The sequence below is a fragment of the Amycolatopsis tucumanensis genome (assembly GCF_021654135.1).
GTDB lineage: Bacteria > Actinomycetota > Actinomycetes > Mycobacteriales > Pseudonocardiaceae > Amycolatopsis_E > Amycolatopsis_E tucumanensis.
The window spans coordinates 628,328-652,375 of record NZ_JAKGSD010000001.1 but is presented as its reverse complement, the minus strand read 5'-3'; the positions used below and the strand labels follow the sequence as shown (position 1 = coordinate 652,375).

Annotated in this window: 22 protein-coding genes and 2 pseudogenes; 10 read left to right on the top strand and 14 right to left on the bottom strand. The window is 72.7% G+C overall.

Translation table 11 applies throughout. From position 1 onward, the window contains the following. Window positions 1-9: 9 nt before the first annotated feature. Complete coding sequence (locus L2C96_RS03310; protein WP_020419125.1) at window positions 10-570, bottom strand: NADPH-dependent FMN reductase; 561 nt, start codon at window positions 568-570, stop codon at window positions 10-12. A gap of 55 nt (window positions 571-625) precedes the next feature. Beyond that, entirely contained in the window at window positions 626-1,150 is a 525-nt protein-coding gene (locus L2C96_RS03305) for a 2'-5' RNA ligase family protein (protein WP_237335052.1), read from the bottom strand. Window positions 1,151-1,215: 65 nt separating this feature from the next. On the opposite strand from L2C96_RS03305, the pseudogene L2C96_RS03300 reads away from it, so the two are divergent. Beyond that, window positions 1,216-2,769: pseudogene (locus tag L2C96_RS03300) on the top strand (AMP-binding protein). Between the two features lie 203 nt (window positions 2,770-2,972). Beyond that, window positions 2,973-3,620, top strand: a complete 648-nt coding sequence (locus L2C96_RS03295) for a response regulator (RefSeq protein WP_020419129.1) — start codon at window positions 2,973-2,975, stop codon at window positions 3,618-3,620. A gap of 28 nt (window positions 3,621-3,648) precedes the next feature. Here the strand turns inward: L2C96_RS03295 and L2C96_RS03290 are convergent, their stop codons facing one another. Together L2C96_RS03290 and L2C96_RS03285 are read right to left on the bottom strand one after the other, a co-directional pair. After that, complete coding sequence (locus L2C96_RS03290) at window positions 3,649-4,482, bottom strand: aldo/keto reductase (RefSeq protein ID WP_237335051.1); 834 nt, start codon at window positions 4,480-4,482, stop codon at window positions 3,649-3,651. A gap of 23 nt (window positions 4,483-4,505) precedes the next feature. Beyond that, window positions 4,506-5,687 (bottom strand): MFS transporter, encoded by a 1,182-nt coding sequence (locus tag L2C96_RS03285; RefSeq protein WP_237335050.1) that lies wholly within the window; start codon window positions 5,685-5,687, stop codon window positions 4,506-4,508. A 136-nt stretch (window positions 5,688-5,823) separates the two neighbouring features. Here L2C96_RS03285 and L2C96_RS03280 point away from each other — a divergent pair, with 136 nt between their 5' ends. Then, window positions 5,824-6,285: a MarR family winged helix-turn-helix transcriptional regulator gene (locus L2C96_RS03280; protein WP_017982288.1), complete on the top strand. Its 462-nt coding sequence runs from the start codon at window positions 5,824-5,826 to the stop codon at window positions 6,283-6,285. A 361-nt stretch (window positions 6,286-6,646) separates the two neighbouring features. Here the strand turns inward: L2C96_RS03280 and L2C96_RS03275 are convergent, their stop codons facing one another. Continuing rightward, on the bottom strand, window positions 6,647-7,042 hold the full coding sequence (locus L2C96_RS03275; RefSeq protein ID WP_020419133.1) for an MmcQ/YjbR family DNA-binding protein: 396 nt from the start codon (window positions 7,040-7,042) through the stop codon (window positions 6,647-6,649). 26 nt (window positions 7,043-7,068) lie between these two features. Beyond that, window positions 7,069-7,356 carry a hypothetical protein gene (locus tag L2C96_RS03270; RefSeq protein WP_237335049.1) on the bottom strand — a complete coding sequence of 96 codons (288 nt, stop codon included), beginning with the start codon at window positions 7,354-7,356 and terminating at the stop codon, window positions 7,069-7,071. 134 nt (window positions 7,357-7,490) lie between these two features. On the opposite strand from L2C96_RS03270, the gene L2C96_RS03265 reads away from it, so the two are divergent. Together L2C96_RS03265 and lnt are read left to right on the top strand one after the other, a co-directional pair. After that, complete coding sequence (locus tag L2C96_RS03265) at window positions 7,491-8,177, top strand: hypothetical protein (RefSeq protein ID WP_237335048.1); 687 nt, start codon at window positions 7,491-7,493, stop codon at window positions 8,175-8,177. 164 nt (window positions 8,178-8,341) lie between these two features. Beyond that, window positions 8,342-9,829 carry an apolipoprotein N-acyltransferase gene (lnt, locus tag L2C96_RS03260; protein WP_237335047.1) on the top strand — a complete coding sequence of 496 codons (1,488 nt, stop codon included), beginning with the start codon at window positions 8,342-8,344 and terminating at the stop codon, window positions 9,827-9,829. Here the strand turns inward: lnt and L2C96_RS03255 are convergent. Then, window positions 9,801-10,133 (bottom strand): annotated as a pseudogene (locus tag L2C96_RS03255) (alpha/beta fold hydrolase); the annotation flags it as partial. The gene lnt and the pseudogene L2C96_RS03255 sit on opposite strands and share 29 nt — an antisense overlap. Between L2C96_RS03255 and L2C96_RS03250 the strand changes: the two are divergent. From L2C96_RS03250 to L2C96_RS03240, 3 genes are read left to right on the top strand one after another with little or no spacing between them, the layout of a single operon-like run. After that, window positions 10,122-10,316, top strand: coding sequence for a hypothetical protein (locus L2C96_RS03250; RefSeq protein ID WP_237335046.1), 195 nt, complete (start codon window positions 10,122-10,124; stop codon window positions 10,314-10,316). The pseudogene L2C96_RS03255 and the gene L2C96_RS03250 sit on opposite strands and share 12 nt — an antisense overlap. Window positions 10,317-10,371: 55 nt before the next feature. Further along, a complete protein-coding gene (locus L2C96_RS03245; protein WP_020419141.1) occupies window positions 10,372-10,998 on the top strand; it encodes a VOC family protein in 627 nt (208 codons plus the stop codon). Next, the gene (locus L2C96_RS03240; RefSeq protein WP_237335045.1) at window positions 10,998-11,486 is read left to right on the top strand and encodes an iron chaperone; all 489 of its coding nucleotides are present in this window, start codon (window positions 10,998-11,000) and stop codon (window positions 11,484-11,486) included. The genes L2C96_RS03245 and L2C96_RS03240 overlap by 1 nt, the downstream gene beginning before the upstream one ends. Here L2C96_RS03240 and L2C96_RS03235 read toward each other — a convergent pair. From L2C96_RS03235 to L2C96_RS03210, 6 genes are all read right to left on the bottom strand, one after another. After that, window positions 11,467-12,153, bottom strand: coding sequence for a haloacid dehalogenase type II (locus L2C96_RS03235; protein WP_237335044.1), 687 nt, complete (start codon window positions 12,151-12,153; stop codon window positions 11,467-11,469). The genes L2C96_RS03240 and L2C96_RS03235 overlap by 20 nt on opposite strands. Window positions 12,154-12,224: 71 nt before the next feature. Beyond that, a complete protein-coding gene (locus tag L2C96_RS03230) occupies window positions 12,225-12,986 on the bottom strand; it encodes an NAD(P)-binding domain-containing protein (protein WP_237335130.1) in 762 nt (253 codons plus the stop codon). A 2-nt stretch (window positions 12,987-12,988) separates the two neighbouring features. Continuing rightward, window positions 12,989-14,494, bottom strand: a complete 1,506-nt coding sequence (locus tag L2C96_RS03225; protein WP_020419145.1) for an amino acid permease — start codon at window positions 14,492-14,494, stop codon at window positions 12,989-12,991. 45 nt (window positions 14,495-14,539) lie between these two features. Then, a complete protein-coding gene (locus L2C96_RS03220) occupies window positions 14,540-16,105 on the bottom strand; it encodes an MFS transporter (RefSeq protein ID WP_237335043.1) in 1,566 nt (521 codons plus the stop codon). A 294-nt stretch (window positions 16,106-16,399) separates the two neighbouring features. Further along, a complete protein-coding gene (locus L2C96_RS03215) occupies window positions 16,400-18,181 on the bottom strand; it encodes a GMC family oxidoreductase N-terminal domain-containing protein (protein ID WP_237335042.1) in 1,782 nt (593 codons plus the stop codon). Then, on the bottom strand, window positions 18,181-19,080 hold the full coding sequence (locus tag L2C96_RS03210; RefSeq protein WP_237335041.1) for a hypothetical protein: 900 nt from the start codon (window positions 19,078-19,080) through the stop codon (window positions 18,181-18,183). Before L2C96_RS03210 ends, L2C96_RS03215 begins: the two co-directional genes overlap by 1 nt. A gap of 166 nt (window positions 19,081-19,246) precedes the next feature. Between L2C96_RS03210 and L2C96_RS03205 the strand changes: the two genes are divergently transcribed. Together L2C96_RS03205 and L2C96_RS03200 are read left to right on the top strand one after the other, a co-directional pair. Continuing rightward, window positions 19,247-20,434: a PucR family transcriptional regulator gene (locus L2C96_RS03205; RefSeq protein ID WP_237335040.1), complete on the top strand. Its 1,188-nt coding sequence runs from the start codon at window positions 19,247-19,249 to the stop codon at window positions 20,432-20,434. Window positions 20,435-20,449: 15 nt separating this feature from the next. Beyond that, the gene (locus tag L2C96_RS03200; protein ID WP_020419150.1) at window positions 20,450-21,436 is read left to right on the top strand and encodes a crotonase/enoyl-CoA hydratase family protein; all 987 of its coding nucleotides are present in this window, start codon (window positions 20,450-20,452) and stop codon (window positions 21,434-21,436) included. A gap of 1,253 nt (window positions 21,437-22,689) precedes the next feature. Here the strand turns inward: L2C96_RS03200 and L2C96_RS03195 are convergent. Beyond that, window positions 22,690-24,042 (bottom strand): MFS transporter, encoded by a 1,353-nt coding sequence (locus L2C96_RS03195; RefSeq protein WP_237335039.1) that lies wholly within the window; start codon window positions 24,040-24,042, stop codon window positions 22,690-22,692. Window positions 24,043-24,048 lie beyond the last annotated feature (6 nt).

Sequence of the window (24,048 nt, the reverse complement as noted above, 5' to 3'; positions counted from 1 at the left end):
CTTCCTTGTTCACGCCACGTAGGGGCGGGCCCGGCGGGCGGCGCGCAGCGCGGTGCCCCACCAGACGAGCTGGTCGAGCATCGGGCCGGCCGCGTGGCGGACGGCCTCGTCGCGCGGGCCGCCGTCGGGCCCCATGTCGAAGAGGTTGAAGCTCACGGTGTTGCGCAGTGTCACGGTGTGCAGCTCGGTGAACACCACGCGCAGCTGCTCGACCGCGTACAGCCCGGCGCAGCTGCACCCGTAGGACACGAACGCGACCGGTTTGGCCTGCCACTCGTCGTAGGCGAAGTCGATCGCCTGCTTCAGGGAGGCCGGGAAGCTGCGGTTGTACTCCGGGGTGACGACGACGAACGCGTCCGCGCGGTCGATCCGGGAGGTGAAGGCCGTCATCGCCGGGGTGGCGCGGGCCGGGTAGCGGGCCGGGAAGTCGAACTCCGCCAGGTCCACCACGGACACGTCGAGGTCGTCGCGCTCGCCGGCGGTGCGGGCGAACCACTGCCCGACCTGCTGACCGGCCCGGCCCTCCCGGGTGCTCCCGATCAGGACCAGGACCCTCAGGACGTCCTCCATGGCGGCCTCCTCCCGTTCTCGACCGGTAGGCGCTAGATCGGCCGCTAGATCCGGTCTAGCGGGCGGGGCTCCGGAGCCGGGACTGGTCTCGCGGCTGCGAGACGCCGTCGAAGACGGCGAGCCACGCCTCGGCGAGCCGGGCCGCCAGTGGCAGCGTGGCCTCGACCGACCGCACCAGCGCGGCGGCCTCCCGGGGGCTCGCGCCCATCGCGACGGTCAGGTGCGCGCCGACGTCGTCGCCGGACCGGCTGCCCTGGGGGAGGACCGCGGACCACCGCCGCCGCAGGGTCGCGATCAGCCCGGTCAGCGGCTGGAGCGGCTCGGGCCGCAGGTACACGAACCCGTCGTGGTGGTGGCAGCGTTCGAAGCGGACCTCCATCGCGGGTTGCCGTTCGAGCAGTTCGGCCAGCGCCGTGACGGTGGCCTCGTCCAGGTCGGCGGCCGGCCGGAACGGGTACAGCAGCGAGATGTGCGCGGGCAGGCCCCGGCGGGCGGCCGGCGACAGTTCGGCCGCACGTGCCAGCAGCGGGTCGGCGGCCGGCACCGGGATCGCCAGCACGCTGCGGCCGCGCTCGGTCATGGACCGGTTCTACCGCGGATTTCGACCGCAGCGGAAACGATCTCGCGGGCGTTACGCTCGACCGCGTGACGGAGCTGTCCTTCGAGCCGCTGTCGCCGGTGTCCTTCCTGGACCGGGCGGAGGCGGCCCACGGTGACCGGGTCGGGGTGGTCGACGGGGAGCGGCGGTTCACCTACGCCGAGTTCGCCGACCGGTGCCGCCGGCTGGCCGGGGCGCTCGCGCCGCTCGCGCGGAAGCGGCCGGTCGCCGTGCTCGCGCCGAACACGCACGTGCTGCTGGAAGCCAACTTCGGGGTGCCGTGGGCCGGGGTGCCGCTGGTCGCGGTCAACACGCGCCTGTCCGCCGGCGAGATCGCCTGGATCCTGGACCACTGCGAGGCCGCGGTGCTGGTGCACGCCCCGGTGTTCGACGAACTCGTCGCCGAGGTGCTGGACAGGCTGGGCAGGCCGGTCGAGGTGATCCGCGCGGGGGAGGAGTACGAGGGGCTGCTCGCCGGCGCGGCACCGCGGGCCGAGGCGCCGCGCGACGAGCGCGGCCTGCTGTCGATCAACTACACCTAGGGCACGACCGGTCGCCCGAAAGGCGTGATGTACCACCACCGCGGGGCGTACCTGCAGGCGCTGGCGATGGTCGGGCACACCGGGCTCTCGCCGTCGTCGGTGCACCTGTGGACGCTGCCCATGTTCCACTGCAACGGCTGGTGCTTCCCGTGGGCGGTGACCGCGGCCGCGGCGACGCACGTCTGCCTGCCGAAGGTCGAGCCGGCCCTGGTGTGGCGGCTGATCCGCGACGAGGGCGTCACGCACCTCAACGGCGCCCCGACCGTGCTGTCGATGCTCGCCTACGCCCCGGAGGCCGCGCCGGTCGCGCACCCGGTTCGCGTCGCCACCGGGGGCGCCCCGCCGAGCCCGGCGATCCTGCGCCGCATGGGGGAACTGGGCTTCGACGTCACGCACCTGTACGGGCTCACCGAAACGTTCGGGCCGATCATGATCTGCGACTGGCGTCCGGAGTGGAACACGCTGGACACCGCCGCGCAGGCCCGGCTCAAGGCGCGGCAGGGCGTGGGAAACCTGGTGTCCTGCCGGGCCCGGGTCGTCACCGGGGACGGGTCGGACGTGCCCGCCGACGGCGTGACCACCGGCGAGATCGCGGTGCGCGGCAACAACGTCATGCTGGGCTACTACCGGGATCCCGACGCCACCGCGCAGGCCGCGCCGGACGGCTGGTTCCGCACCGGCGACCTCGGCGTGATGCACCCCGACGGCTACGTCGAGCTGCGCGACCGCAGCAAGGACGTGATCATCTCCGGCGGCGAGAACATCGCCAGCGTCGAGGTGGAGCAGGTGATCGCCGACCACCCGGCGGTGCTGGAGGTCGCCGTCGTCGCGGTGCCGGACGACCACTGGGGCGAGGTGCCCGCGGCCTTCGTGACCCTGCAGGAGGGGGCGTCGGCGACCGCCGAGGAGATCGTCGAGTTCGTCCGGGGGAGGATCGCGCGGTTCAAGGCACCCAGGCGGGTGGTGTTCGGCCCGCTGCCCAAGACCTCCACCGGCAAGATCCAGAAATACGTGCTGCGTGACCAGGCGTGGGCCGGCCACGCGTCGCGTATCCGATGAGTAACGACACGGGTTAGCGGTCCACCCGGCGGGGTAGCCGGTGAGCAACGAACGCTGAGCAGGGGTGGGCGCGAATGTTGTGGTTGATGTTGCTCGTACCGATCGTCATCCTGGTCTTCACGGTGAGCCTGCAGAAGTTCGAGGCCGTCATGCTCGAGACCGATCCGCTGCGGGACCGCCGTCGCTACCGATGAGGTGAGGGGATGATCACGGTCTTCCTGGTCGACGACCACGAGGTGGTGCGGCGCGGAGTCGCGGACCTGGTGGACGCAGACCCGGAGCTGACCGTGGTGGGCGAGGCCTCGACGATGGGCGAGGCGCTGGCGCGGATCCCGGCGGCGCGGCCGGACGTGGCGGTGCTGGACCTGCGGCTGCCCGACGGCAGCGGCATCGAACTGTGCCGGGAGCTGCGGTCCCGGATGCCGGAGCTGCACTGCCTGATCCTCACGTCCTACACCGACGAGCAGGCGATGCTCGACGCGATACTGGCCGGCGCCGGCGGATATGTCGTGAAGGACGTGCGGGGCATGGAACTGGTGTCGGCGGTGCGGCAGGTCGGGGCCGGGAAGTCGTTGCTGGACAACCGGGCCGCTTCGGCGCTGATGTCCCGCATCCGGGACGAGGCCGCGCCGTCCGGCGCCGTGGCGCGGCTGTCGGAGCAGGAACGCAAACTGCTCGACCTGATCGGCGAGGGACTGACCAACCGCGAGATCGCCGAACGCATGTTCCTGGCCGAGAAGACCGTGAAGAACTACGTGTCGCGGCTGCTGCACAAGCTCGGGATGCAGCGCCGCACCCAGGCGGCCGTGCTGGCCACGAGCCTGCGCCGGGACCGGCCGGGCCGCCGGTAGCGGCGGCCCGGCCGCGGGTGTTCCGGCGTCAGCGGACGTTGAAGGTGTCCGGGTCGGGCCCGGTGCGCAGGCCCTTCTCCAGCTTCGCCAGCTCGGCGAGGTCGTTCTCGTCGAGTTCGAAGCCGAACACGTCGAGGTTCTCCTTGATCCGGGACGGCGTGACCGACTTCGGGATCACGACGTTGCCCAGCTGCAGGTGCCAGCGCAGCACGATCTGCGCCGGGGTGCGGCCGTGCTTGTCCGCGAGCGCGGTGATCGCCTGCTCGCCGAGCAGCTCGCCGCCCTTGGCCAGCGGGCTCCACGCCTCGGTCACGATGCCGTGCTGGGCGTGGTACTCCCGGAGCTCGGCCTGCTGCAGGTAGGGGTGCAGCTCGATCTGGTTGACCGCGGGCACGATCTGGCTCTCCTGCGCCAGCCGGTCCAGGTGGTGCGGCTGGAAGTTGGACACGCCGATCGCGCGGATGCGGCTGTCGGAGTAGAGCGCTTCGAACGCGCGCCAGGTGTCGGCGTAGCGGTCGGCCTCCGGGACCGGCCAGTGGATCAGGTACAGGTCCAGGTACTCCAGGCCCAGGTCGGCCATGCTCTTGTCGAACGCGCGCAGCGTCTCGTCGTAGCCATGGTCGGAGTTCCACAGCTTGGTGGTGACGAACAGCTCCTCGCGGGCGATGCCGGACTGGGCCAGCGCCTTGCCGACCGCGGCCTCGTTGGCGTAGGCGGTCGCGGTGTCGATGCTGCGGTATCCGGCCTCCAGGGCCGCGGTGACCGCCTGGGTGGTCTCGTCCGCGGGGACCTGGAAGACCCCGTAGCCCACCTGCGGCATGTGGACGCCGTTGTTCAGTTCGACCGTGGGAATGGCGGTCATGTCTTTCCTTTCGCTGTCGTTCATCAGTGGACGGCCGGGATCTCCGGCTGCGTCCGGGCGGCCGGGCGCCGGTCGAGCGCGCCGGAGACCAGCGCGACGCCGAGCCCGGCGGCGGCCAGCACCGCGCCGATCCAGTTCGGAGCGGTGTAGCCGAGGCCGTGGCTGATCGCGAGCCCGCCCAGCCAGGCGCCGCCCGCGTTGCCGAGGTTGAAGGCCGCGATGTTCGCGGCCGACGCCAGTGCCGGCGCGTCGCCGGCCTTGGCCATGACGCGTGCCTGCAGCGGCGGCACGGTCGCGAACCCGGCGGCGCCGAACAACGCGATCGTGACCGCGGCGGGCAGCTGCGCGTGCGCGGTGAAGACGAACGCGACGAGCACCACGGCCAGCGCGGCCAGGATGACGTACAGGCTCGGCATCAGCGCGCGGTCGGCGGCCTTGCCCCCGAGCAGGTTGCCCACCACCAGGCCCCCGCCAAACAACACGAGGAGCCAGGTCACCGCGCCGGGGGAGAAGCCGGCGACGCCGGTCATCATCGGGGCGATGTAGGTGAAGGAGGCGAACACCCCGCCGAAGCCGAGCGCGGTCATGGCCAGCGCGAGCCACACCTGCGGCCGCCGGAACACGGCCAGCTCGCTGCGCAGGCTCTGGCCCTCGGTGACGGGCTGGCGGGGGACGAGCGCGACGACGCCCAGCAGGGCGATCACGCCGAGGCCGGCCACCGCCCAGAACGTGGAGCGCCAGCCGAGCTGCTGGCCCAGCGCGGTGCCGCCGGGCACGCCGAGCACGTTGGCGACGGTCAGGCCGGTGAACATGATCGCGATGGCGCTCGCCTGGCGGGACTTCGGCACGAGCGAGGCGGCGACGACCGAGCCGACGCCGAAGAACGCGCCGTGCGAGAGGGCGGCGACCACGCGGCCGGTCATGAGCAGACCGTATCCGGGCGCGATCGCGGAGACGACGTTGCCCGCGATGAACAACACCGTCAGGCCGGTGAGGACCGTCTTGCGCGGCACCTTCGAGCCGAGCGCGGTGAGCAGGGGCGCGCCGACCACGACGCCCAGGGCATAACCGGAGATCAGGAGTCCGGCCGTGGGCACCGAGACGCCGAGGTCGGTGGCGACCTCGGGCAGCAGGCCCATGATCACGAACTCCGTGGTGCCGATGCCGAAGGCGGCGATGGCCAGCGCGATGAGGGCGACAGGCATGTGGTTCCTCGTGAGAGCTTGGGGGATCAGCGTGGACAACTACCCGCTTTCGCAATAGTTGCACACGCCGGTTATTGCCAACGACGGCTAGACTAGCAGGCAAGTAGACTGGGGGCCTGCGAGGAAGAGGTGAAGCGTGTCACTGCCCGACGACGCGGTCGAAGCCCGCGCACACGGCTGGCGGACCCTGGCGGCGCTGCACGCCCGGATCGAGGACCGGCTGGAGCGCGCGCTGCAACGCGACCACGAGCTGTCCGTGAGCGAGTACACGGTGCTGGAGGTGCTGTCCCGCCAGGACGGCTTCCACCTGCGCATGAACCAGCTCTCCAGTGCCGTCGTGCTGAGCCAGTCCGCGACGACGCGGCTGGTCAGCAGGCTGGAGGACCGGGGGCTGCTGCAGCGTTACCTGTGCCCGACCGACCGGCGCGGGATCTACACCGAGGTGACCGCTGCGGGCCGGGAGCTGCTGGACGCCGCGCGGCCCACGCACGACCGGGCGCTGACGGAGGCGCTCGCGGCGGCCGAGGAGCTGCCGGAGCTGGCGCCGCTCGTGGCGGCGCTGCAGGCGCTGGAGTTGCCTGCGGCGGCTGGGCGCTGACGGGCTGACGGAGGCGCTGGCGGCGGCTGGGGCCTGCCGGAGTTGGCGCCGGGCGCTGGAGTTGCTGGCCGCCGCCGGTGCTGGCTGGGCGAAGGAGCTCCCCGAGTTGGCGGCGCTGCAGGCGCTGGAGCGCCCCGCCGGCGGTTGGGCGCTGATCGCGCCCGCCTTCGGGGAACCGCCGCCGCGGTTCGGCCGCGGCTGCTCCGTGCGCGGTGGTGGAGGTGGTGGAGGAGCTGCCGGAGGTGGCACCAGGCGCTGGAGTTGGCAGCGGCCGCTGGGCGCTGATCCCGCCCGGCTCGCGGCGGTGATCCCCGGTGGCCCGGAAGGGCAGACCGCCGCTTCGATGTGTGACGCTCGCGGGCTAGTCCGAAGTGGACAGCCCGTGCGCCGCGAGCCAGGTTCTGGCCCGGCGCGGCGACGCGCGGGCCAGCCAAGCGTCCTGGACGATCTCGGCCAGCTCGTCGTAGTCCAGCCGGCCGACATGCGCCTCCCGCAGCAGCACCGACGGGTGCCCGCGGAAGTGGGGCGTCGTGAAGAACGGCGAGCGCTCGTCGGCGACGAGGGCTTCCTTGTCGGCCTCGGAGCCGACCCAGAACACGATCACGTCCGGGTAGCGCTCGCCCGTCACCGGATCGGCCGCGTCCGGGCGCGGGTTGCGGAAGAACACGAACGACCGCCCGCCGACCTGGTAGACGGGCCTGCCCCGGGTGCCTTCGACGCGCTGGACGTGCGGCATCGCCATGGCCAGGTCGTGCACGTCCTGGACGCGTGCGCGCCGGGCGGTCAGCCGACCGCCTCGTCGGTCGGCCCGAGACCGGTCTCGTCGACCGATGACGTGCCCCCGTCGGCGAGGCGCTGACGCAGCAAGGCCTTCCCCTGCTCGGCCCCCTTGCGGCTCTCACCCTGCGCGCGGCGGAAGAACTCGGCCAGTTCGCTGTCGCCGTCCCGCTCGGCGTCGGCGATGTACTGCTCCAGGCGCAGCGCGTTGCTGAGGCAGGCCTCGACGAACCAGATGATGTTGTAGTCCTTGTCCTGGGTGCCCGTGACCTGCCCGGTCTCGCTCGTCGACATCGGGTCCTCCTTCCGGGTTGACGGAACCGGGTACCCACGCTGCGCCCGGTCAAGCACGCCATCCGCCGGAATCCTGGCCGCGAAGCTTCGCGATGCGCGAGGATGGGGCGGCATTTCCACACCGGGAGGTCAGCGTGTTCGGCAGGTTCAAGCGCAACCGCGCCGCGCAGCGGCGGCCCGTTTCGACGGCCGGGGTGCCGCGGTGGCCGTTGGAGGTGTGGCGGCGCCAGGACCTCGCCCCGGACAGCCCGGAGTACGCCGCGGTCTGCCTGACCCCGGCGTTCCCGGAACACGACGAGCCCCGCATGCTCGACGACGCGACGCTGCGCCGGATCGTGGCGGTGCGCTCGGCGGCGGAGATGGACCGGCTGGCCGGCGAGTTGTCCGCCGACGAGCGTTACGCCGGCCTGGACACCGTGTACGGCTGGCTGGTGCGGGCCTACCTGGGCACGGACCGGGAACTCGAGGTGATCGAGGAGGGGCTGCGCAGCTGCCCCCGCAAGTACGGCGTGCTGGACCTCGCCGGGACGGCGATGCTGCGGCGCGGCCGGGCCGCGGACGCGCTCTACTACTGGGCGCAGTCGGTGACCAACGCCGAGTCCGCCGGCGAGGCCGACGACGCGACCGCCTACGACTTCCTGATCGTGGCCGCGCGCGCCATGGCCGAGCCCGCGGCGGTGCTGGCGTTCGGCGTGCGGGCGGAGACCCAGTACATCGCCCTCGACGACGAGCACACCGACCTGGTTTCGCGGGTGTTCCGCAGGCCCACCGACCCGATGCGCGTCGTGGTGCGGGGCCTGGCCGAGCGGGTACTGGGCTGAGCGCGGTGGCCGCTGCCTGGCCGCGTCCTGCTACCGCATGCGGGGATGGCGGTCCCGTGAACCAGCACCGGGCGTCGCGCTGTCAGACCCCTGTCGCGCGGCGGCGCCGGAACCCCTTCGGAATTCTTCCAGCTCCACAGGCCGGCGCGAGCTAGCGTGCTCGCATGTGGGTGCGCCGCTGGCTCGTGCGCGGGCTCGCGGTGGCGAGCGGCTGCCTGCTGGTACTCGCTTTTCCCGCGCCGGCCCTGTGGTGGCTCGCGTGGGCCGGGCTCGTTCCGCTGCTCGTGCTGCTCGCCAGGGCGGGCTCGGTCCGCGAGGCGCTCTGGCGCGGTTTCCTCGCCGGGGCCGGGTTCTTCCTCGCCTTCTTCCACTGGGTGCTGCCGCACGTGGGGCTGCTCGCCCCGGTGCTCGGGCTCGTCGGCGGCCTGCTGTGGGTTCCGTTCGGCGTTGTGGCGCACCGGCTGCTGCGGGAACCGACCGCGGGCCGCGCCGCGCTCGCCGCTGTCGTCCTGCCGTCGGTGTGGGTCGCGGTCGAGGCGGTTCGCTCCTGGGAACACCTGGGCGGCGCGTGGGGGCTGCTCGGGCTCACCCAGTGGCCGGCGCGGCCGCTCCTCGCGCTCGCCTCGCTCGGCGGCGTCTGGTTGCTCGGCTTCGTCATCGTCGCCGTCAACGTCGGGCTCGCCGTCGCGGTGCTCCCGGGTCCCGCGCGGACGTTCGGGGCAGGCCTGGCCCTCGGCATCTTCGCGCTGGTCCTCGGCTACGGGCTGCTGCGGCCCGATCCCGTGCCCACCGGCAGCCTCCGCGTCGCGGGTGTGCAGCCCGGTCCGGTGCACGGCGCGGAGGAACGGTTCACCGCGCACCTGGAGCTGACCCGCCGCGCCACGGGGCAGGACGTCGTCGTCTGGGGCCAGAGCAGCACCCCCTTCGACCCGGCCACGCGCCCCGGCGCGGTCGCCCGGCTGCGCGCGGCGGCCGCCGCGGCCGACAGTGACGTGCTGGTCAACGTCGACGCCCGCGCCGCCGACGGGCGCATTCGCAAGACCACCCAGCAGTACGGTCCGGACGGCCTGGCCGGGACGTACGAGAAACGCCGCCTGGTCCCGTTCGGCGAGTACGTGCCGCTGCGCCCCCTGCTCGGCGGCGTGCTGCGCGGCACCGGCATCGCCGAGGAGGACCGCGCCCCGGGCGGCGCGCCGGCGATCCTGCGCATCGGCGAGGCCGGGGCGGGCCCGCTGATCTCCTACGAGTCGATGTTCCCCGACCTGCGCCGCGAGCTCGTCCGCCTGGGCGCCGACATGACGATCGTGCAGGGCTCGCTCACGTCGTTCCACGGCACCTGGGCGCAGCCGCAGCAGGCGAGCGCCGAAGCGGTCCGCGCCGTCGAGTCCGGACGGTCCGCGGTCCTCGTCGAACTGAACGGCACGTCAGCCGCGTTCGACGCCGAGGGCAGGCGGCTGGCCTGGATGCCGCCGGACGAGCGCGGCGTCTTCGTCGTGGACGTGCCGCTGTACCAAGGCGCCACCCCGTACGTCCGGTGGGGCGACTGGGTTCCGGCCGCGGCGTTCGGCATCACCGCCGCGGCAGCCGCCCGCGCGCTGCTGATCCGCGCGCGGGCGGCGCTCACTACACGGCGGCGGCCGCCTTGCGGATGACGTCGGCGACCTCGGCCGGGTGCGACAGCATCACCAGGTGCGAGGAGTCGATCTCGACGGTCATCATGCCGGCCCGCTGGTAGCCGAACCGCTCCACCTCCGGGTTGATCGTCGTGTCCGAAGTGGACACCACACCCCAGGACGGCTTGGTCCGCCACGCCGCCGCGGACGCGGGTTCACCGAACGCGGCCGCGGCCAGCGGGCGCTGCGACACGGCCAGCACGCGGGCGAGGTCTTCGTCGACGTCGGCGGCGAAGATCGACCGGAACACGTCCCGGCGCTGGCCTCGGCGATGATTGACACCGGCCGGTGGGCCGACGCCACGGAGCTGCTCGACGAGGCGGCCGAATCGCCGTGGTGCACCGCTTCCGCTACCTGGGCGGCGACTTCGCCGCGCACCGTGGGCTCGCACCTGCACAACGCCTACCCGAAGCTCGGCGTGAGCGGGCGGCACCAGTTGCGGGAGGTCGTCGGCGACCCGCCGTAGAACCGGTCAGGAATCAAGAAGCGCAGGTCAGGGCGCCGCGAATAACGTTCCTGACATGACCTCGATCAACACCATCACCCTGGAAGTGGCCGACATCGCGGCCGCCGAGCGCTTCTACACCGCCGCCTTCGGGCTCGGCTCCCGGCTCCGCCTGCGGGCGGCCCAGGAGCAGACCACCGGCTTCCGCGGCTTCACCCTCTCGCTCATCGTGTCCCAGCCCGCCGACGTGGAGCTGCTGTTCCAGTCCGCAGTGGACGCCGGCGCCACCGTGCTCAAGCCGGTCGCCAAGAACATGTGGGGCTGCGGCGGCGTCGTCCAGGCCCCGGACGGCACGATCTGGAAGGTCGCCACCCCGGCGAAGAAGGACACCCGCCCGCCGTCCCGCGAGGTGCAGAACATCGTGCTGCTGCTGGGCGCGTCCGACGTGGCCGCGAGCCGCAAGTTCTACACCGGCCACGGCTTCACCGTCGCCAAGAGCTTCGCCCGCATGTACGTCGAGTTCGCCGCCGGGGAGGGCCCGATCAAGCTGGGCCTGTACCGCCGCCGCGCGCTGGCCAAGGACGCCGGGGTGCCCCCGGAGGGCAGCGGCGCGCACCGCATCGCGATCGGCGGTGACGGCGGCTCGTTCACCGACCCGGACGGGTTCGCCTGGGAAGCCACCACGTCCGCGGCGCTGTCCTGATGTGCCTGCACGAACCACCCGCACACCTGCGAACCAGAGGAGAGACCACCTTGAGCACGTACCAGGGCTTCACCGCCGAAGAGCGCGCCGCGATGAAGGAGCACGCCCAGGAGGTGAAGAAGGAGGCTCGCCGCAAGTCCGCCGCGGACAAGGCGGCGGAGGCCGAGCGCGACGTGCTGGCGAAGATCGCCGGGATGCCCGAGTCCGACCGGGTGCTGGCCGAACTCCTGCACTCGGTCGTGGCGGCCAGCGCCCCGCACCTGGCGCCGAAGCTGTGGTACGGCATGCCCGCCTACGCCCGGGACGGCAAGGTCGTGTGTTTCTTCCAGAGCGCGAGCAAGTTCAAGTCCCGCTACGCCACGCTCGGCTTCAGCGACGAAGCGGCTCTCGACGACGGTGCGATGTGGCCGACCTACTTCGCCCTGACCGAGCCGTCCCCCGAGGTCGGGGAGCGGATCGCGCTGCTGGTCAAGCAGGCGGCCTGCTGAGCGCGGTCACCAGGCCGTCCAGCCCGTCCACCCGCAGGTCGAACGAGTCGGACTCCGCGGGCGGGTCGCCGACCGGGCGGTGCACGTAGGCGGTCCGCATGCCCACCGCCTGGGCGCCGCGCAGGTCCCAGGCGTGGGCGGCGACCATGAGGACCCGGTCCGGCGCGCAACCGGCGACGTCGATGGCGTGCCGGTAGATCTCCGGCGCCGGCTTGTACACCCGCACGTCGGCACTGGACAGGGCCTGGTGCCAGCGCAACCCGGCGTGCGCGTTGAGCCGCAGCAGCGCGGCGTGGCCGGCGTTGGACAGGGCGAGCACGGGGAACCGCCGGGACAGCTGGTCGAGACCGGCGACGGAGTCGGGCCACGCGGGGTGCCGCTGTCCGGCAGTGGCCAGCCGGGCGATCACCGCCGGATCGGTGATCCCCGCGCGGCCGGCCACCAGCTGTGCGGCCTCGGCGTCGAGGACCTCGGAGCCGGCGTAGGCGCGTTCACCCCGCCCGATGCGTGCCTGCTCGGTCTCGATGTGCTCCTGCCACACGGCGAGGAGTTCGTCCCCGGCCGCCGGTACCGCCTCGCGGATCGCCGCGCGGAGGCCGGACGGTTCGTCGACCAGCGTGCCGAGCACGTCGAAGACGACCACCTCGATGTCGTGGATGCCGGACACGCTTCCCCCTCGTCACCACTCGGCCTGGTGACGATCTTGCCCGCGCCGGGCGCACCGGTCAAAACCGGCGGTCACTTCCGCACGCGGGCGAGGATCCGGTCGAGCGCGCGCCGCACCGCGTCCGGCAGGCCGTCGCCGCGCAGGTCGTCGCGGAACTGCTCGTTCAGGCCGCCCGGCGTGGTGTGCCTGCCGGCCATCACGGTCAGGGAGTCCGGCCGTTCCAGCAGCGAACGGCCCAGCTCGCCGAAGACGTGCGTCACGAAGGCGTTCGCCGCGTCGTGGTCGACGCCCTGCTCCGCCATCCAGTGCACGACGGTCGCCAGGTAGTCCAGGTGCGCGGCGAACGTCGCGGTCGCGCCGAGGAACGTCTCCAGCGCCGCCTCGTCGCCGGGCACCAGCACACTGCCCACGCGCGTGAACAACTCGCGCGCCGCCGCGTTCTCCGGGTACACCACGGTCAGGCTGCGGCGCCGCGTGGCCTGGGGGAGCGGAATGGACCGGACCACCTCCCCGGCCGGCGCCGACCACGCGCGCAGCCGCTCCACCGGCACCCCGGACGTCGCGCTGACCAGCACGTGCTCCGGCCGGAACGCCAGCTCCACCAGCACTTCCCGCGCGACCGGGGCGGGCACCCCGAGCACCACCACCGTCGCGTGGTCCAGCACCTCCTGGTTGCTCGCGCACACCCGCACGTTCGGGAACCGCTCGGCGAGCGCGGCCGACACGGCGCGCCCGCGCGGTGACAGGAACACCTCCGGCGGATCGTCGCCCGTGCTCAGGCCCTCCACGATCGCGGCGGTGATCTCGCCCGCGCCCACGAACCCGTATCGCATCGTCACACCGCCCGCAGATCCTCTTCGACGGCCGCCAGTTCGGCGGGCGTGCCCTGCACCTTCGGGCCGGTGAACCACTTGCGCGCCGAGGCGAACCACCACACCGCCGCGCCGCCGAGCACGACGAGGAACGCGATCGGCGTGTAGTTGAACGTGCCGACCGTGACCGGGTACGCCTGCGGAAGCATGAACAACACGAAGATGACCGCGACCCACGCGGTCGCGACGACGCCGACCGGGCGGCCCCACCGCCCCAGGTGCCACGGTCCGCGCTCGAACTCCGCGCCCTTGCGCACCCGCAGGAACACCGGGATGACGTAGGCGACGTACAGCCCGACGGTGGCGATCGAGGTGACCGCGGCGTAGGCGGTGGCGCTCCACAGGTAGGGCAGTGCGAGGACCAGCGCGCCGGCCGCGGCCAGCCACACCGAGTTCGTCGGCGTGCGGGTGCGCTTGTTGATGCGGTGCCACACCCCCGAACCCGGGATCGCGCCGTCCCGGGCGAACGCGTAGATCATCCGCGAGTTGGCCGTCACCGACGCCATCCCGCAGAACAGCTGAGCGCCGATCGCGATCAGCAGCAGGAACTTGCCGGTGGTCGCGCCCGCGGCGTCGAGGAAGATCTGCGCGGGCGGCACCCCGGTCGGCGAGTTGACCGCGCCGTCGTAGTCCTGGATCGCGAACGTGAGGCCCAGCAACAGGATCCAGCCCGCGACGAGCGACACCAGGATCGAGTTGACGATCCCGCGCGGTCCGGCCGTCGCCGCGTTCTTCGTCTCCTCCGTCATGTGCGCCGAGGCGTCGTAGCCGGTGAGCGTGTACTGCGCGACCAGCAGCCCGAGCGCGAACACGTACGGCGCGAAACCCCAGCCGGTGTTGTTCACGAAGTGGCCGAACACGAACGACGCGGACTGGTGCTTCTCGGGCACGAACACCAGCACCCCGACGATCACCAGGACGCCGGCCAGGTGCCACCACACGCTGACGTTGTTCAGCACGGCCACCAGCCGCACGCCGAAGGTGTTCAGCAGCCCGTGCACCGCCAGGATGATCGCCAGCAGCAGGATCGTGTGCCCCGGCGTCGCGGCGAACCCGAACTGCAGGTCCAGGAACGCGTTGAGGAACAACGCGGCGCCGAAGTCGATGCCGGCGGTCACCGCGACCTGGCCGATGAGGTTGAACCACCCGGTGAACCACGACCAGGCCGCGGCCGAGCGCCGCGGCGCGAGCTTCGCCGCCCAGTAGTAGAGCCCGCCCGCGGTGGGGTAGCTGGAGCACACCTCCGCCATGCCGAGGCCGACGAGCACCACGAACACCCCGACCAGCGGCCAGCCCCAGATCATCGCGGCCGGCCCGCCGGTGTCCAGGCCGAACCCGTAGAGCGTGAGGCAGCCGGACAGGATCGAGATGATGGTGAAGGACACGGCGAAGTTGGAGAACCCCGACATCGTCCGCCTGAGTTCCTGGGCGTAGCCGAGCTGGTGCAGCCGGGTGCTGTCGGAGTCCACGGGCTCACCTCGGTGTTCAGTTGACGGGTGCGGAAACGGTAGTGCTCACCCGCGCGGAGCGTCAAGGTCCGTCCGGGTGTCCACAACGGACTCCGCTGCGCCGGTCGGCGGAACGTGGCGCAGCAGGCGGACGATCAGCGCGGCCACCACGGCGAGCGCGGCGGCGCTGATCGCGGCGACCAGGTGCAGCCCGCCGGTGAACGCCTCGCGCGCCGGGGCGAGCAGCGCCGCGGCCAGGTCCGGGGGCAGGTCGCGGGCGGCGGTGACCGCGTCGGCGAGGCTTTCCCGCGCGGCCCCGGCGGCCCCGGCGGGGACGGCCTCCGGCGGGGTGAAGCGGCTGGTGTAGACCGCGGCGCCGATGCTGCCGAGCGCGGCGAGCCCGAACGCGAACCCGAACTGGCCGCTGGTCTCGTTGAGGGCGGCGGCGGAGCCGGCCTTCTCGGCGGGCGCGGAGCCCATGATCAGGCCGGTGCTGAGGGTGACCAGCGGGCCGGAGCCGAGGAAGATCAGCGCGAACCCGGTCGCCACGGCGCCCGGCCCGGACGCGGCGCCGGTCCGGGTGAGCACGACCAGCCCGCACACCGAGATCACGAGCCCGCCGCTGATCAGGTACGCGGGCCGGAACCGGCGGGCGAGGACCGGCGACACGACGAACGACACGGTGTTGGCGGCGATCGCGGGCATCATCCACAGCGCCGCGCCGAGCGGGGAGAGTCCTTCGACCAGTTGCAGGTCCTGGGTGATGAACAGCATCAGCGCGCCGATCAGCAGCGTGCCGGACATCATCGCGCCCAGCGCCGTGCTGAACGACCGGTTCGCGAACAGCCGCAGGTCCAGCAGCGGGTTTTCCAGGCGGCGCTGCCTGCGGGCGAACAGGACGGCGAAGCAGATTCCGGCGGCCAGGCTCGCCAGCGGCAGCGGCCGCCAGCCGTCCTGGGCCAGTTCCTTGAGCCCGTGGATCGCCGGGATCACCGCGGCCAGCGACAACGCGACACTGACCAGGTCCGGCTTTCCGGCGTCCGGGTCGCGGTACTCGGGCAGCAGGACCGGGCCCGCGACGAGCAGCAGCGCCATCGCGGGCACGCCGAGCAGGAACACCGAGCCCCACCAGAAGTGCGCGAGCAGGGCGCCGCCCGCCACCGGGCCGATCACCGCCCCGGCCGAGAAGCACAGGCCCCACAGCCCGATCGCCAGCCCCATCTGCCGCGGGTCGCGGAAGAGGGTGCGGATCAGCGACATCGTGGACGGCGCGAGGGCAGCCCCGGCCACCCCGAGGACCGCGCGCGCCGCGATCAGCACCAAGGGGGTGGACGCGAAGGCGGCGGCGACCGAGGCGGCCCCGAACGCGGCCGCGCCGATGAGCAGCAGCTTCCGTCGGCCGATCCGGTCGCCGAGCGTGCCCATCGTGATGAGGAACCCGGCCATGAGGAAGCCGTAGACGTCGGTGATCCACAGCTGCTCGACGCTGCTCGCGCCCAGGTCGGCGGCCAGGTGCGGCAGGGCGAGCAGCAGGACGTAGACGTCGATGGAGACGAGCAGGGTGGGCAGGGCGAGCACGGCGAGCGCGAGCCACTCCCGCCGTCCGGCCCTCGCCGGGATCGCGTGGGTCATGCCAGGTCCTTCCGGTCCGCGGTGGTTTCCACGGACAGGTCGGAGCGGCCGCCGGGTTCTCGACATGCGGCGGGCGGCGGGGTCGGGGTTTGGTGTTGTGTCGCCCGGCCGGGTGGTGGTGGGGTGGTGGGCTGCCGGTGGTGCGGGTGCTGTGGTGTCGCGGGTGGTGCGTCCGGCGGGGCGGCCCGGGCTGCGGGTCGCGGCGCCCGGTGCCGGGTCCTCCGGATCCCGCGCGTGGGGCGGTGCCGGGTGTGGGCGGCCGCCGGGGCCCCTGCTCCCCGGCGGCCGCCGCGCTCAGGCCGCGGCCACCTGCGCGAATCGCCGGGTGACGCGGGCTTCCGTGGACACCACGGGCGACTCCGTGCGCACCCAGCCGTCGCCGCCGAAGTAGCGCCGCACGATCTGCTCCGCCGTGCGGGTCGCCACGGCCTGGCTGGTCAGCGTCGGGTTGGGGCCGCCCAGCGCGTTGGCCAGCGCGGAGTTGTCGGCGACGAACAGGCGCCGCACCCAGCGGGCCTCGGCCGCGTCGTCCAGCACCGAGTCGCGTTCGGACAGTCCCATCCGCATCGACGAGTGGACGTGCAGGATCAGCGGCGGCCAGTCGATCCGGAACACCTTCCGCGCCCCGGCCGCGCGGACCACCTCGACCGCCTTGCGCGCCAGGAACTCCCGGTTCGCCACCGTGCGCGCCGAGCGCGCCCGCTGCCGCACCTCGACCTTCGCCACCGGCCCGTGCTCGTCCGCGGGCAGCGCCGACAACGTCGCCCGGTTGTGCGGCTCGACGTCGTCGTCGGTCATCACCAGGATGTTGAACAACCGGTCCGCGCCGTGGGTCAGCACCTCCTTGAGCTCCTCGCCCATCAGCCGCCCGGTGGGGCCGTCCCACGGGCCGGTGAAACCGCGCCCGTTGCCGTACTGCCCGCGGATCCCGCTGTCGGAGAAGGTGAGCGCGAACTGCTGGATCGCCGGCGGCAGCCCGACGTTCATGATGCCGCCGCGGCCGGGGAAGTCCGCCCGCGCCGCCGACGCCGCGCCCTTGGTCGACCCGGTGTAGTCGTCGAACAGGCCGATCACCCAGTCGAAGTAGTGGTCGGTGTAGCCGCGGCCGACCCAGTCGTTGGGGTTGGGCAGCCCGCTGTTGAACCACAGCCGCGGGTTCTCGGTGCAGCCAGCGGACAGCACCACCACCCGGGCGTCCTCGGTGTGCTCCTCGCCCGTGGTGACCGAGCGCCACGACACGCCGGTCGCGACCGTCTCGCCGCCGCGCTGCTCGGACCGGATGCGCGTGACGAACGCGTCGGTGACCAGCGAGACCGGCTTGCCGTGCGGCGACCACGCGTCGGCGGTCAGCGCCATCGGCATGTAGGAGTTGTCCGCGGACCGCTTGGCCGCCATGGTGCGCGGCGCGCCCGCCGGGTGTTTGCAGCCCTGGAAGCAGTAGCCGCAGAAGGTGCAGCCGGTGGCCAGCGGCCACTGCACGCGCGGGTCGTCGTGCCCGCTGAACCGGCCCGCGGTGCCGCCGGGCGGCAGGATCGCGTTCTCCTGCGGCCGGTAGGAGTCGCCGGTCGTGGTCTTCGTGGTCTGCAGCGCCATGCCGAGCTTCTCGCAGCCGCGGAGGAACACCGACTCCTTGGTGCCCATCGCCGCGGTGTGCACCGGCAGCGTCGCCTCGACCCATTCGTAGTAGGGCACCAGGTCGGCGTAGGTGAACGGGAACAGGTGCGCGGTGTCGTAGGCCCCGGCGTCGCGGCCGTCGTAGCCGGCGAACACGCCCGGGTAGGCGCGCGGCGAGTTGCCGAAGTAGTGCTGGGTGGTGCCGCCGACCCCGGCCAGCTGCCACAGCAGCGAGTTCTGCGGGGTCTCGCGGAACCACGCCGGCCGGGTGCGGTCCGACGGCCCGAACCGCATGAAGCCGGTGAGCGGGTTGTTCGCGTCGTTCTCGTAGTGGGTCCAGTCGGTCTCCGGGTCGGCGTACCCGCCCGCTTCGAGGACGAGCACGTCCAGGCCGCGGCCGGCCAGTTCCTTGGCGACCACCGAGCCGCCCGCCCCGGCGCCGATGACGATGACGTCACGCATCAGACGTTCTCCACCTTCGTGCGGCCCTGGTAGTACCCGAGGAAGTCGTCCCAGCCGTGCACCACGCCGTGCGGCTGGTAGCCGGACAGCTGCCAGCCGACCGGGCGGGCGCTGATCGTCTTCGTGGCCCGGTCGAACACCGCCCACTCGCAGCTGCTGCCGTAGGCGGCGAACTCCAGCACCGCACCGGCCACGAACCGCAGGACCCCGGACACCGAGGCGCGGAGCGGCTCGGGCAGGTTCGCGTCCAGCAGCGCGACGAGGCCGGCGTGCGGGCCTTCGAGCTGTTCGAAGACGCGGCACTTGTCGCCGTAGGACAGCCGCGCGAACGGGGAGAGGAACGCGCCGCCGAGCGCGAGCGGGTTCACTTCGGTGGCGACCAGGTTCAGCAGCATCGCGATCACCGAGGACAGCGGCAGGGTGTCGTCGTTCTCCAGCAGCGTGCGCAGGGCCGCGTCCAGGGTCCGCACGCTGCTGAGCGGCAGATCCAGCAGCGTGGACGGCAGTGGTGTGCCGGACAGCCCGGTGGCGAGGCTCTGCGTGAGCGGCGTGGCGAGCTGGTCCGGGAACGGGACGTACTCGTCGAGCGCCTTGATCAGGAAGTCGGTGGCCCTGGCCTCCAGCGCGCCCGGTTCGGTGCGTGGCGTGCCCTGGGCGCGGGAGTAGGCGTCCGGGCCGGGGCAGGTCATCACGACCAGGCCGTTGAGGGTGTCGCGCGCGAGTTCGGCGAGCACCGGGCGGAGGGCGGCGACCACGTCGGTCAGGCCCGCGGCGCGGACCGGTCGCGGTGCGGCCGTGGCCGTCCCGGGGAGCAGGCTCCCGGCGGCGACCGCGGCGCCCAGCACCCCGATCCTGGCCAGGAAGGCCCGGCGGCCGACGTCGTTGTCAGCGTGTGGCATCGATGTTCTCCTGTGGTGGGCGGCGCGTGCCCGGCGGCGGTGCCGGGATTGCGCCGGATGGCGCAATCCTCGGTGAACCGTTCACCGCAGCCCATGTCCCCGGCGACAACTCACCACCGCGGGGTTTTGTGCCGGGGGACAAAGCGGGCGCATTTAAGCTGCCGGGGTGCCAACGGACAACTCGGGCATCGACGCCCTGGTCACCGCGCTGCTCGGCGAGCTCGACGACCTCGCCGACGCGGTTTCCGAACGCATCCGCCGCGAGGTCGTGCTCTACCAGGCCGGGGATCCGGTGCCCGCCGGGTCGCTGCGGCAGTCGGTGCGGGACAACGCCGAGCTGATCCTGCGGCAGTTCGTCAGCGAGCACGCGCCCGACCTGTCCGCGCCGTGGGCCACCGGACGCGAGCGCGCCCAGCAGGGTGCCCCGTTGCCGGAGGTGGTGCGGGCCTACCGCGTCGGGTTCGCGCACCTGTGGGACGCGCTGGTGGCCAAGGCGCGGGCGTCCGAGGTGGACGACCGGGTGCTGGTCGACTTCGCGGCGACGGTGTGGCGGCTGGTCGGCACCTACACCGACGCGATGGCCGACGCCTACCGGGACACCGCGTCGCAGATCATGCTGGAACGCGAGCACGAGCGGTCGATGCTGGTGGAGGCGCTGTTCACCGGTGTGCTCGGCAGCCAGGACACCCTGTGGGAGGCCGCGCAGACGCTGGGACTGCCGGTCGAGGGCTGCTTCGTGGTCGTGGCCGCCGAGAACCCGGAGCTGGGAAAACGCTCTCTGGTCGGCATCGAGCCGCGGCTGCGGGCGGGCGGGATCCGTTCGGCGTGGCGGCTCTCGCCCGAAGAGCACATCGGCGTGCTGGCGCTGCCGTACCCCTCGCTGGGGGAGCGGCTGCCGGACCTGCTGCGCGGCCGGGCCACCGCGCGGATCGGGCTCAGCCCCGCCTACCCGCACCTGCGGGAAACCCCGCGGGCGCTGCGGCTCGCGCGGCTGGCGCTGGGCACCCTGCCGCCCGGGCGGGCCGACGTCGCGCCCTGGGACGACGCGCCGGTGGCCGTGCTGATCGCCGCCGCGCCCGGGGAGGCCGAGCGGGTCGCGAGCACGGTGTTCGGCCCGCTGCTGGACCTGCCGCCCGCCGACCGGAAGGTGCTGGTCGACACCCTCGACGCGTGGTTCGCCTGCGCCGGGTCCGCCGCGGAGGCGGGCAAGCGGCTCTACTGCCACGCCAACACCGTGCGCTACCGGTTGCGGCGGGTCGAGGAGCTGACCGGCCGCGGGCTGGGCGATCCGAAGGCGGTCGCCGAACTGGCGACGGCGCTGCAGGTCGTGCGGCTGCTGCCGGTGCGCGGCTGACGCTACGGTCGGGTGATGACCGATGACGCAGGCTCGCGTCCCGCGGCGTGGCGGGACGGGTGGACCGAGGGGCCGGACCCGCTGTTCGGCGAGCCCGGGCAGCACGCCGGGGACTACCGGACCCTGACCTACGAGGTAACCGGGCGGATCGCCCGGATCACGTTCGACCGGCCGGAGCGGGGCAACGCGATCACCGCCGACACCCCGTTCGAACTGGCCGCCGCGGTGGAACGCGCCGACCTCGACCCGCGCGTGCACGTGATCCTGGTTTCCGGGCGGGGCAAGGGTTTCTGCGGCGGCTACGACCTGTCGATCTTCGCCGAGCAGGGTGCGGCGCCGGAAGGCCAGGACCGCGCCGGGACCGTGCTGGACGCGGCGGCGCAGGCACGCAACCACGACCCGTCCCGGCAGTGGGACCCGATGGCCGACTACGCGCTGATGAGCCGGTTCAACCGCGGGTACGCCAGCCTGCTGCACGCGAACAAGCCGACGGTGGCGAAGCTGCACGGGTTCTGCGTGGCGGGCGGCACGGACATCGCGCTGCACTGCGACCTGATCGTGACCGCCGACGACACCCGGATCGGCTACCCGCCCACCCGCGTGTGGGGCGTGCCCGCGACCGGCCTGTGGGCCCACCGGCTCGGCGACCAGCGCGCGAAGCGGCTGCTCTTCACCGGCGACCTGATCACCGGGCGGCAGGCCGCCGAGTGGGGGCTGGCCGTGGAGTCCGCGCCGGCGGACCGGCTGGACGAGGTGACCGAGGCGCTGGTGGCCAGGATCGCGCTGCTGCCGGTGAACCAGCTGATGATGGTGAAGCTGGCGTTGAACAGCGCGCTGACCACCCAGGGCATCCACAACTCGGCGATGATCAGCACCGTGTTCGATGGGATCTCCCGGCACACCCGGGAGGGTTACGCCTTCCAGGAGCGGGCGCGGACGGAGGGTTTCCGCGCGGCGGTGCGGGAGCGGGACGAGCCGTTCGGAGATCAGAAGCGGGGGTGATCGGCGTTGCGTGCCGTCGCCGCGGGCCGGGTGCGGGGGTCCGGAGCGCCGGTGATCGGGCTGGGTTGCGCGCCGGTCTTTCACGGCGAGCCAGGCGACGGCGACGGTGTCGCCGTCCGGGAGGCCCACCGCGACGTCGCCCGGACGCGGCTCGCCCGCGACCCACAACCGCCGCCGCCGCAGGAGCTCGGCCGCGACGTCCGGCGGACAGTGCTCGATGTGGAAGCGACCGCGCAGCCCGTCCGGGAACACCACCCACCCGGACACCGGCCCGCCGTCGACCTCGGTGGCCATGGTCGCGGCGGTGATCGAGGTCCACGGCCCGGCCGCGAGCAGCCGCACCACGTGCGCGACGCGGGCCCGCCAGAGCGCCGTGGCCGCGACGGCGAGCAGGACCGGCACCGGCAGCACCCACGGCAGAGCCCCGCCGATCAGGACGGCCGCGGCGCCTTCGAGCCCGGCCCCCGCGGCGGCGACGGCCGCGAACGCGACCGTGCGCCGGCGCAGACGCCGCATCACCGAGGACCGGGGCAATGAGCACAGGGTGAGGGTCGCGCGGGCGAACTCGTCACCACCGGGAAGTCCGGCCAGGACCTTCCCCGGAGCGGCCGCGGTGACGTGGAGCGTGCCGGCGCGCTCGATCTCCCTGATCAGCTCGCGCGGACTGTCGTGCAGCGTGAAATACGCCCGCGTGCCGTCCGGGAGAGTCACGGTTCCCGTCCCGCCGGAGCCGTCGTCGAACCGGACGGGAAGCGCGGTTCGCGGACCGGCGAGCAGCCGGAGCGTGCGCACGGCCCGTCCCAACCGCACCACGAGGACCACCACCAGGCCCACCGCGAGAGCGGCTGCGAACGCGGCGTACAGCACGTCCGTCCCGTGTGGCGGGTGCTCGGTCAGTCCGATGAGGACGGCCATCACACCGAGCAACGCGAACGGAAGGGCGACGATCATCCGGTTGCGGCTCGCCCGCACCCACGAGCGCGACCACGGCGGTGACTCCCACTCGCCGGTGACCCAGGACGGCAGCCGCCGGACGAACACCAGCACCAGCGTCGCGGTGAATCCCACCGGAAGCCCCACCGCGGCGGTCGAATCCCACCCGCCGGCGACCAGGTGCATCGCGGCGATCACGGCGAAGACCGCGAACAGCCACCAGCGCGGACGCCATCCGCGTTCCTCCACCGTCTCCTCCACTCGTTCTCGCGCGCAGCCTAACCGGCCGCGCGCGCGGACGAGTGATCATTTTTCCCCGGTCAGACCTCGGCCGACTCCGCCTTTCGCGCCTTGGCCTTCGCCGGCCGGGTGCGTGGCCCGAAGATCGCCAGCACGACCGCGCCCACCATCCACGTCCCCGCGATGAACAGGAACACCGCCTGGTACCCGCTGCCGTTGTACAGCGACGACACGATCAGCGGCCCCGCCGCGTTCGACAGCCGTCCCAGGCCGTACGACACGCCCGTGCCCAGGGAGCGGCCGCGGGTGTCGAACAGCTCCGGCGAGTACGCGTACCCGAGTGCGGTGTAGCCGCGCTCGAACAGGTTCACCAGGAACCCGAACACGACGATCAGCAGCGGGTTGAACGTCAGCCCGTAGCACAGCCCGCACAGCGCGATGACCGTGCCGAACACCACCAGGCACCACTTGCGCTCGAACCGGTCGGTGACCAGGGCGGCCAGGTACGACCCGAGCGGCGCGCCGACCGTCGTGAGCGCCACGTAGAACACCGACTTCTCGACGCTGAAGCCCTCCTTGGCCAGCAGCGTCGGCGCCCAGCTCGAGTACCCGAAGAACCCGATGGTCTGGGTCACCCACAGGACGGTCAGCAGCAGTGTCGGCATCAGGTACTTCTTGCGCAGCAGCAACCGCAGCGGCGCCTTGGCCACCGGGGCCTCCTCGACCGGCGGCGCCGGCTCCGGCAGCGGGCCCTTCTCGGCGGCGACCTGCGCCTCGATCTCCCGTAGCACCGCGTCGGCCTTCGCGTGGTCGCCGCGGCTTTCGTACCAGCGCGGCGATTCCTTGAGGTGCCGCGTGAACAGCACCAGCAGCACCCCGAGCGCGCCCCACAGGTACACCAGCCGCCAGGACCAGTCGTTGATCGGCACCACGGCGCTCGCGATCAGGTTGGTCACCGGCGTGCCGCAGATGCCGATCACGATCGCGTAGGCCTGGTACTTGCCGCGGTTCGCCGCCGGGTACAGCTCGTTGACGTAGATGACCGCGACGACCGTCATCGCCGACAGCCCCGCCGAGGTCAGGACGCGGAACACGCCCAGCGACACGATGTCCCAGGAGAACACGGCCGCGAACGAGAACACACCGAACCACACAGTGGTCAGCAGCAGCGCGTTCTTGCGGCCCCACCGGTCGGCGATCGTGCTCGCCACGATCGACCCGAAGAACATGCCCACGAACGACAGCGAGGTCACGTACGCGACCTGGTCGACGGTCACGCCCCACAGCTTGATCAGCTTGGGCGCGGTGGTCGCGAAGCTGTTGATGTCGGCGAACTCGAAGAAGTAGGCGAACGCGACCGCGAACAGGGTCATCTTGTGGAACCGGCCGATCGGCAGCCGGTTCAACCGGTTCAGCGCGTTGGCGTGCTGCATTGCATG

What these genes read in the sequence shown, in the direction of transcription:
- L2C96_RS03210 (WP_237335041.1), bottom strand. Translation starts at nt 19,080, where the DNA reads ATGCCACACGCTGACAACGACGTCGGCCGCCGGGCCTTCCTGGCCAGG.
- L2C96_RS03195 (WP_237335039.1), bottom strand. Translation starts at nt 24,042, where the DNA reads ATGCAGCACGCCAACGCGCTGAACCGGTTGAACCGGCTGCCGATCGGC.
- L2C96_RS03230 (WP_237335130.1), bottom strand. Translation starts at nt 12,986, where the DNA reads ATGCGATACGGGTTCGTGGGCGCGGGCGAGATCACCGCCGCGATCGTG.
- L2C96_RS03295 (WP_020419129.1), top strand. Translation starts at nt 2,973, where the DNA reads ATGATCACGGTCTTCCTGGTCGACGACCACGAGGTGGTGCGGCGCGGA.
- L2C96_RS03220 (WP_237335043.1), bottom strand. Translation starts at nt 16,105, where the DNA reads ATGACCCACGCGATCCCGGCGAGGGCCGGACGGCGGGAGTGGCTCGCG.
- L2C96_RS03290 (WP_237335051.1), bottom strand. Translation starts at nt 4,482, where the DNA reads ATGACCGCCATTCCCACGGTCGAACTGAACAACGGCGTCCACATGCCG.
- L2C96_RS03250 (WP_237335046.1), top strand. Translation starts at nt 10,122, where the DNA reads ATGATTGACACCGGCCGGTGGGCCGACGCCACGGAGCTGCTCGACGAG.
- L2C96_RS03240 (WP_237335045.1), top strand. Translation starts at nt 10,998, where the DNA reads ATGTGCCTGCACGAACCACCCGCACACCTGCGAACCAGAGGAGAGACC.
- L2C96_RS03200 (WP_020419150.1), top strand. Translation starts at nt 20,450, where the DNA reads ATGACCGATGACGCAGGCTCGCGTCCCGCGGCGTGGCGGGACGGGTGG.
- L2C96_RS03270 (WP_237335049.1), bottom strand. Translation starts at nt 7,356, where the DNA reads ATGTCGACGAGCGAGACCGGGCAGGTCACGGGCACCCAGGACAAGGAC.
- L2C96_RS03310 (WP_020419125.1), bottom strand. Translation starts at nt 570, where the DNA reads ATGGAGGACGTCCTGAGGGTCCTGGTCCTGATCGGGAGCACCCGGGAG.
- L2C96_RS03285 (WP_237335050.1), bottom strand. Translation starts at nt 5,687, where the DNA reads ATGCCTGTCGCCCTCATCGCGCTGGCCATCGCCGCCTTCGGCATCGGC.
- L2C96_RS03245 (WP_020419141.1), top strand. Translation starts at nt 10,372, where the DNA reads ATGACCTCGATCAACACCATCACCCTGGAAGTGGCCGACATCGCGGCC.
- lnt (WP_237335047.1), top strand. Translation starts at nt 8,342, where the DNA reads ATGTGGGTGCGCCGCTGGCTCGTGCGCGGGCTCGCGGTGGCGAGCGGC.
- L2C96_RS03305 (WP_237335052.1), bottom strand. Translation starts at nt 1,150, where the DNA reads ATGACCGAGCGCGGCCGCAGCGTGCTGGCGATCCCGGTGCCGGCCGCC.
- L2C96_RS03215 (WP_237335042.1), bottom strand. Translation starts at nt 18,181, where the DNA reads ATGCGTGACGTCATCGTCATCGGCGCCGGGGCGGGCGGCTCGGTGGTC.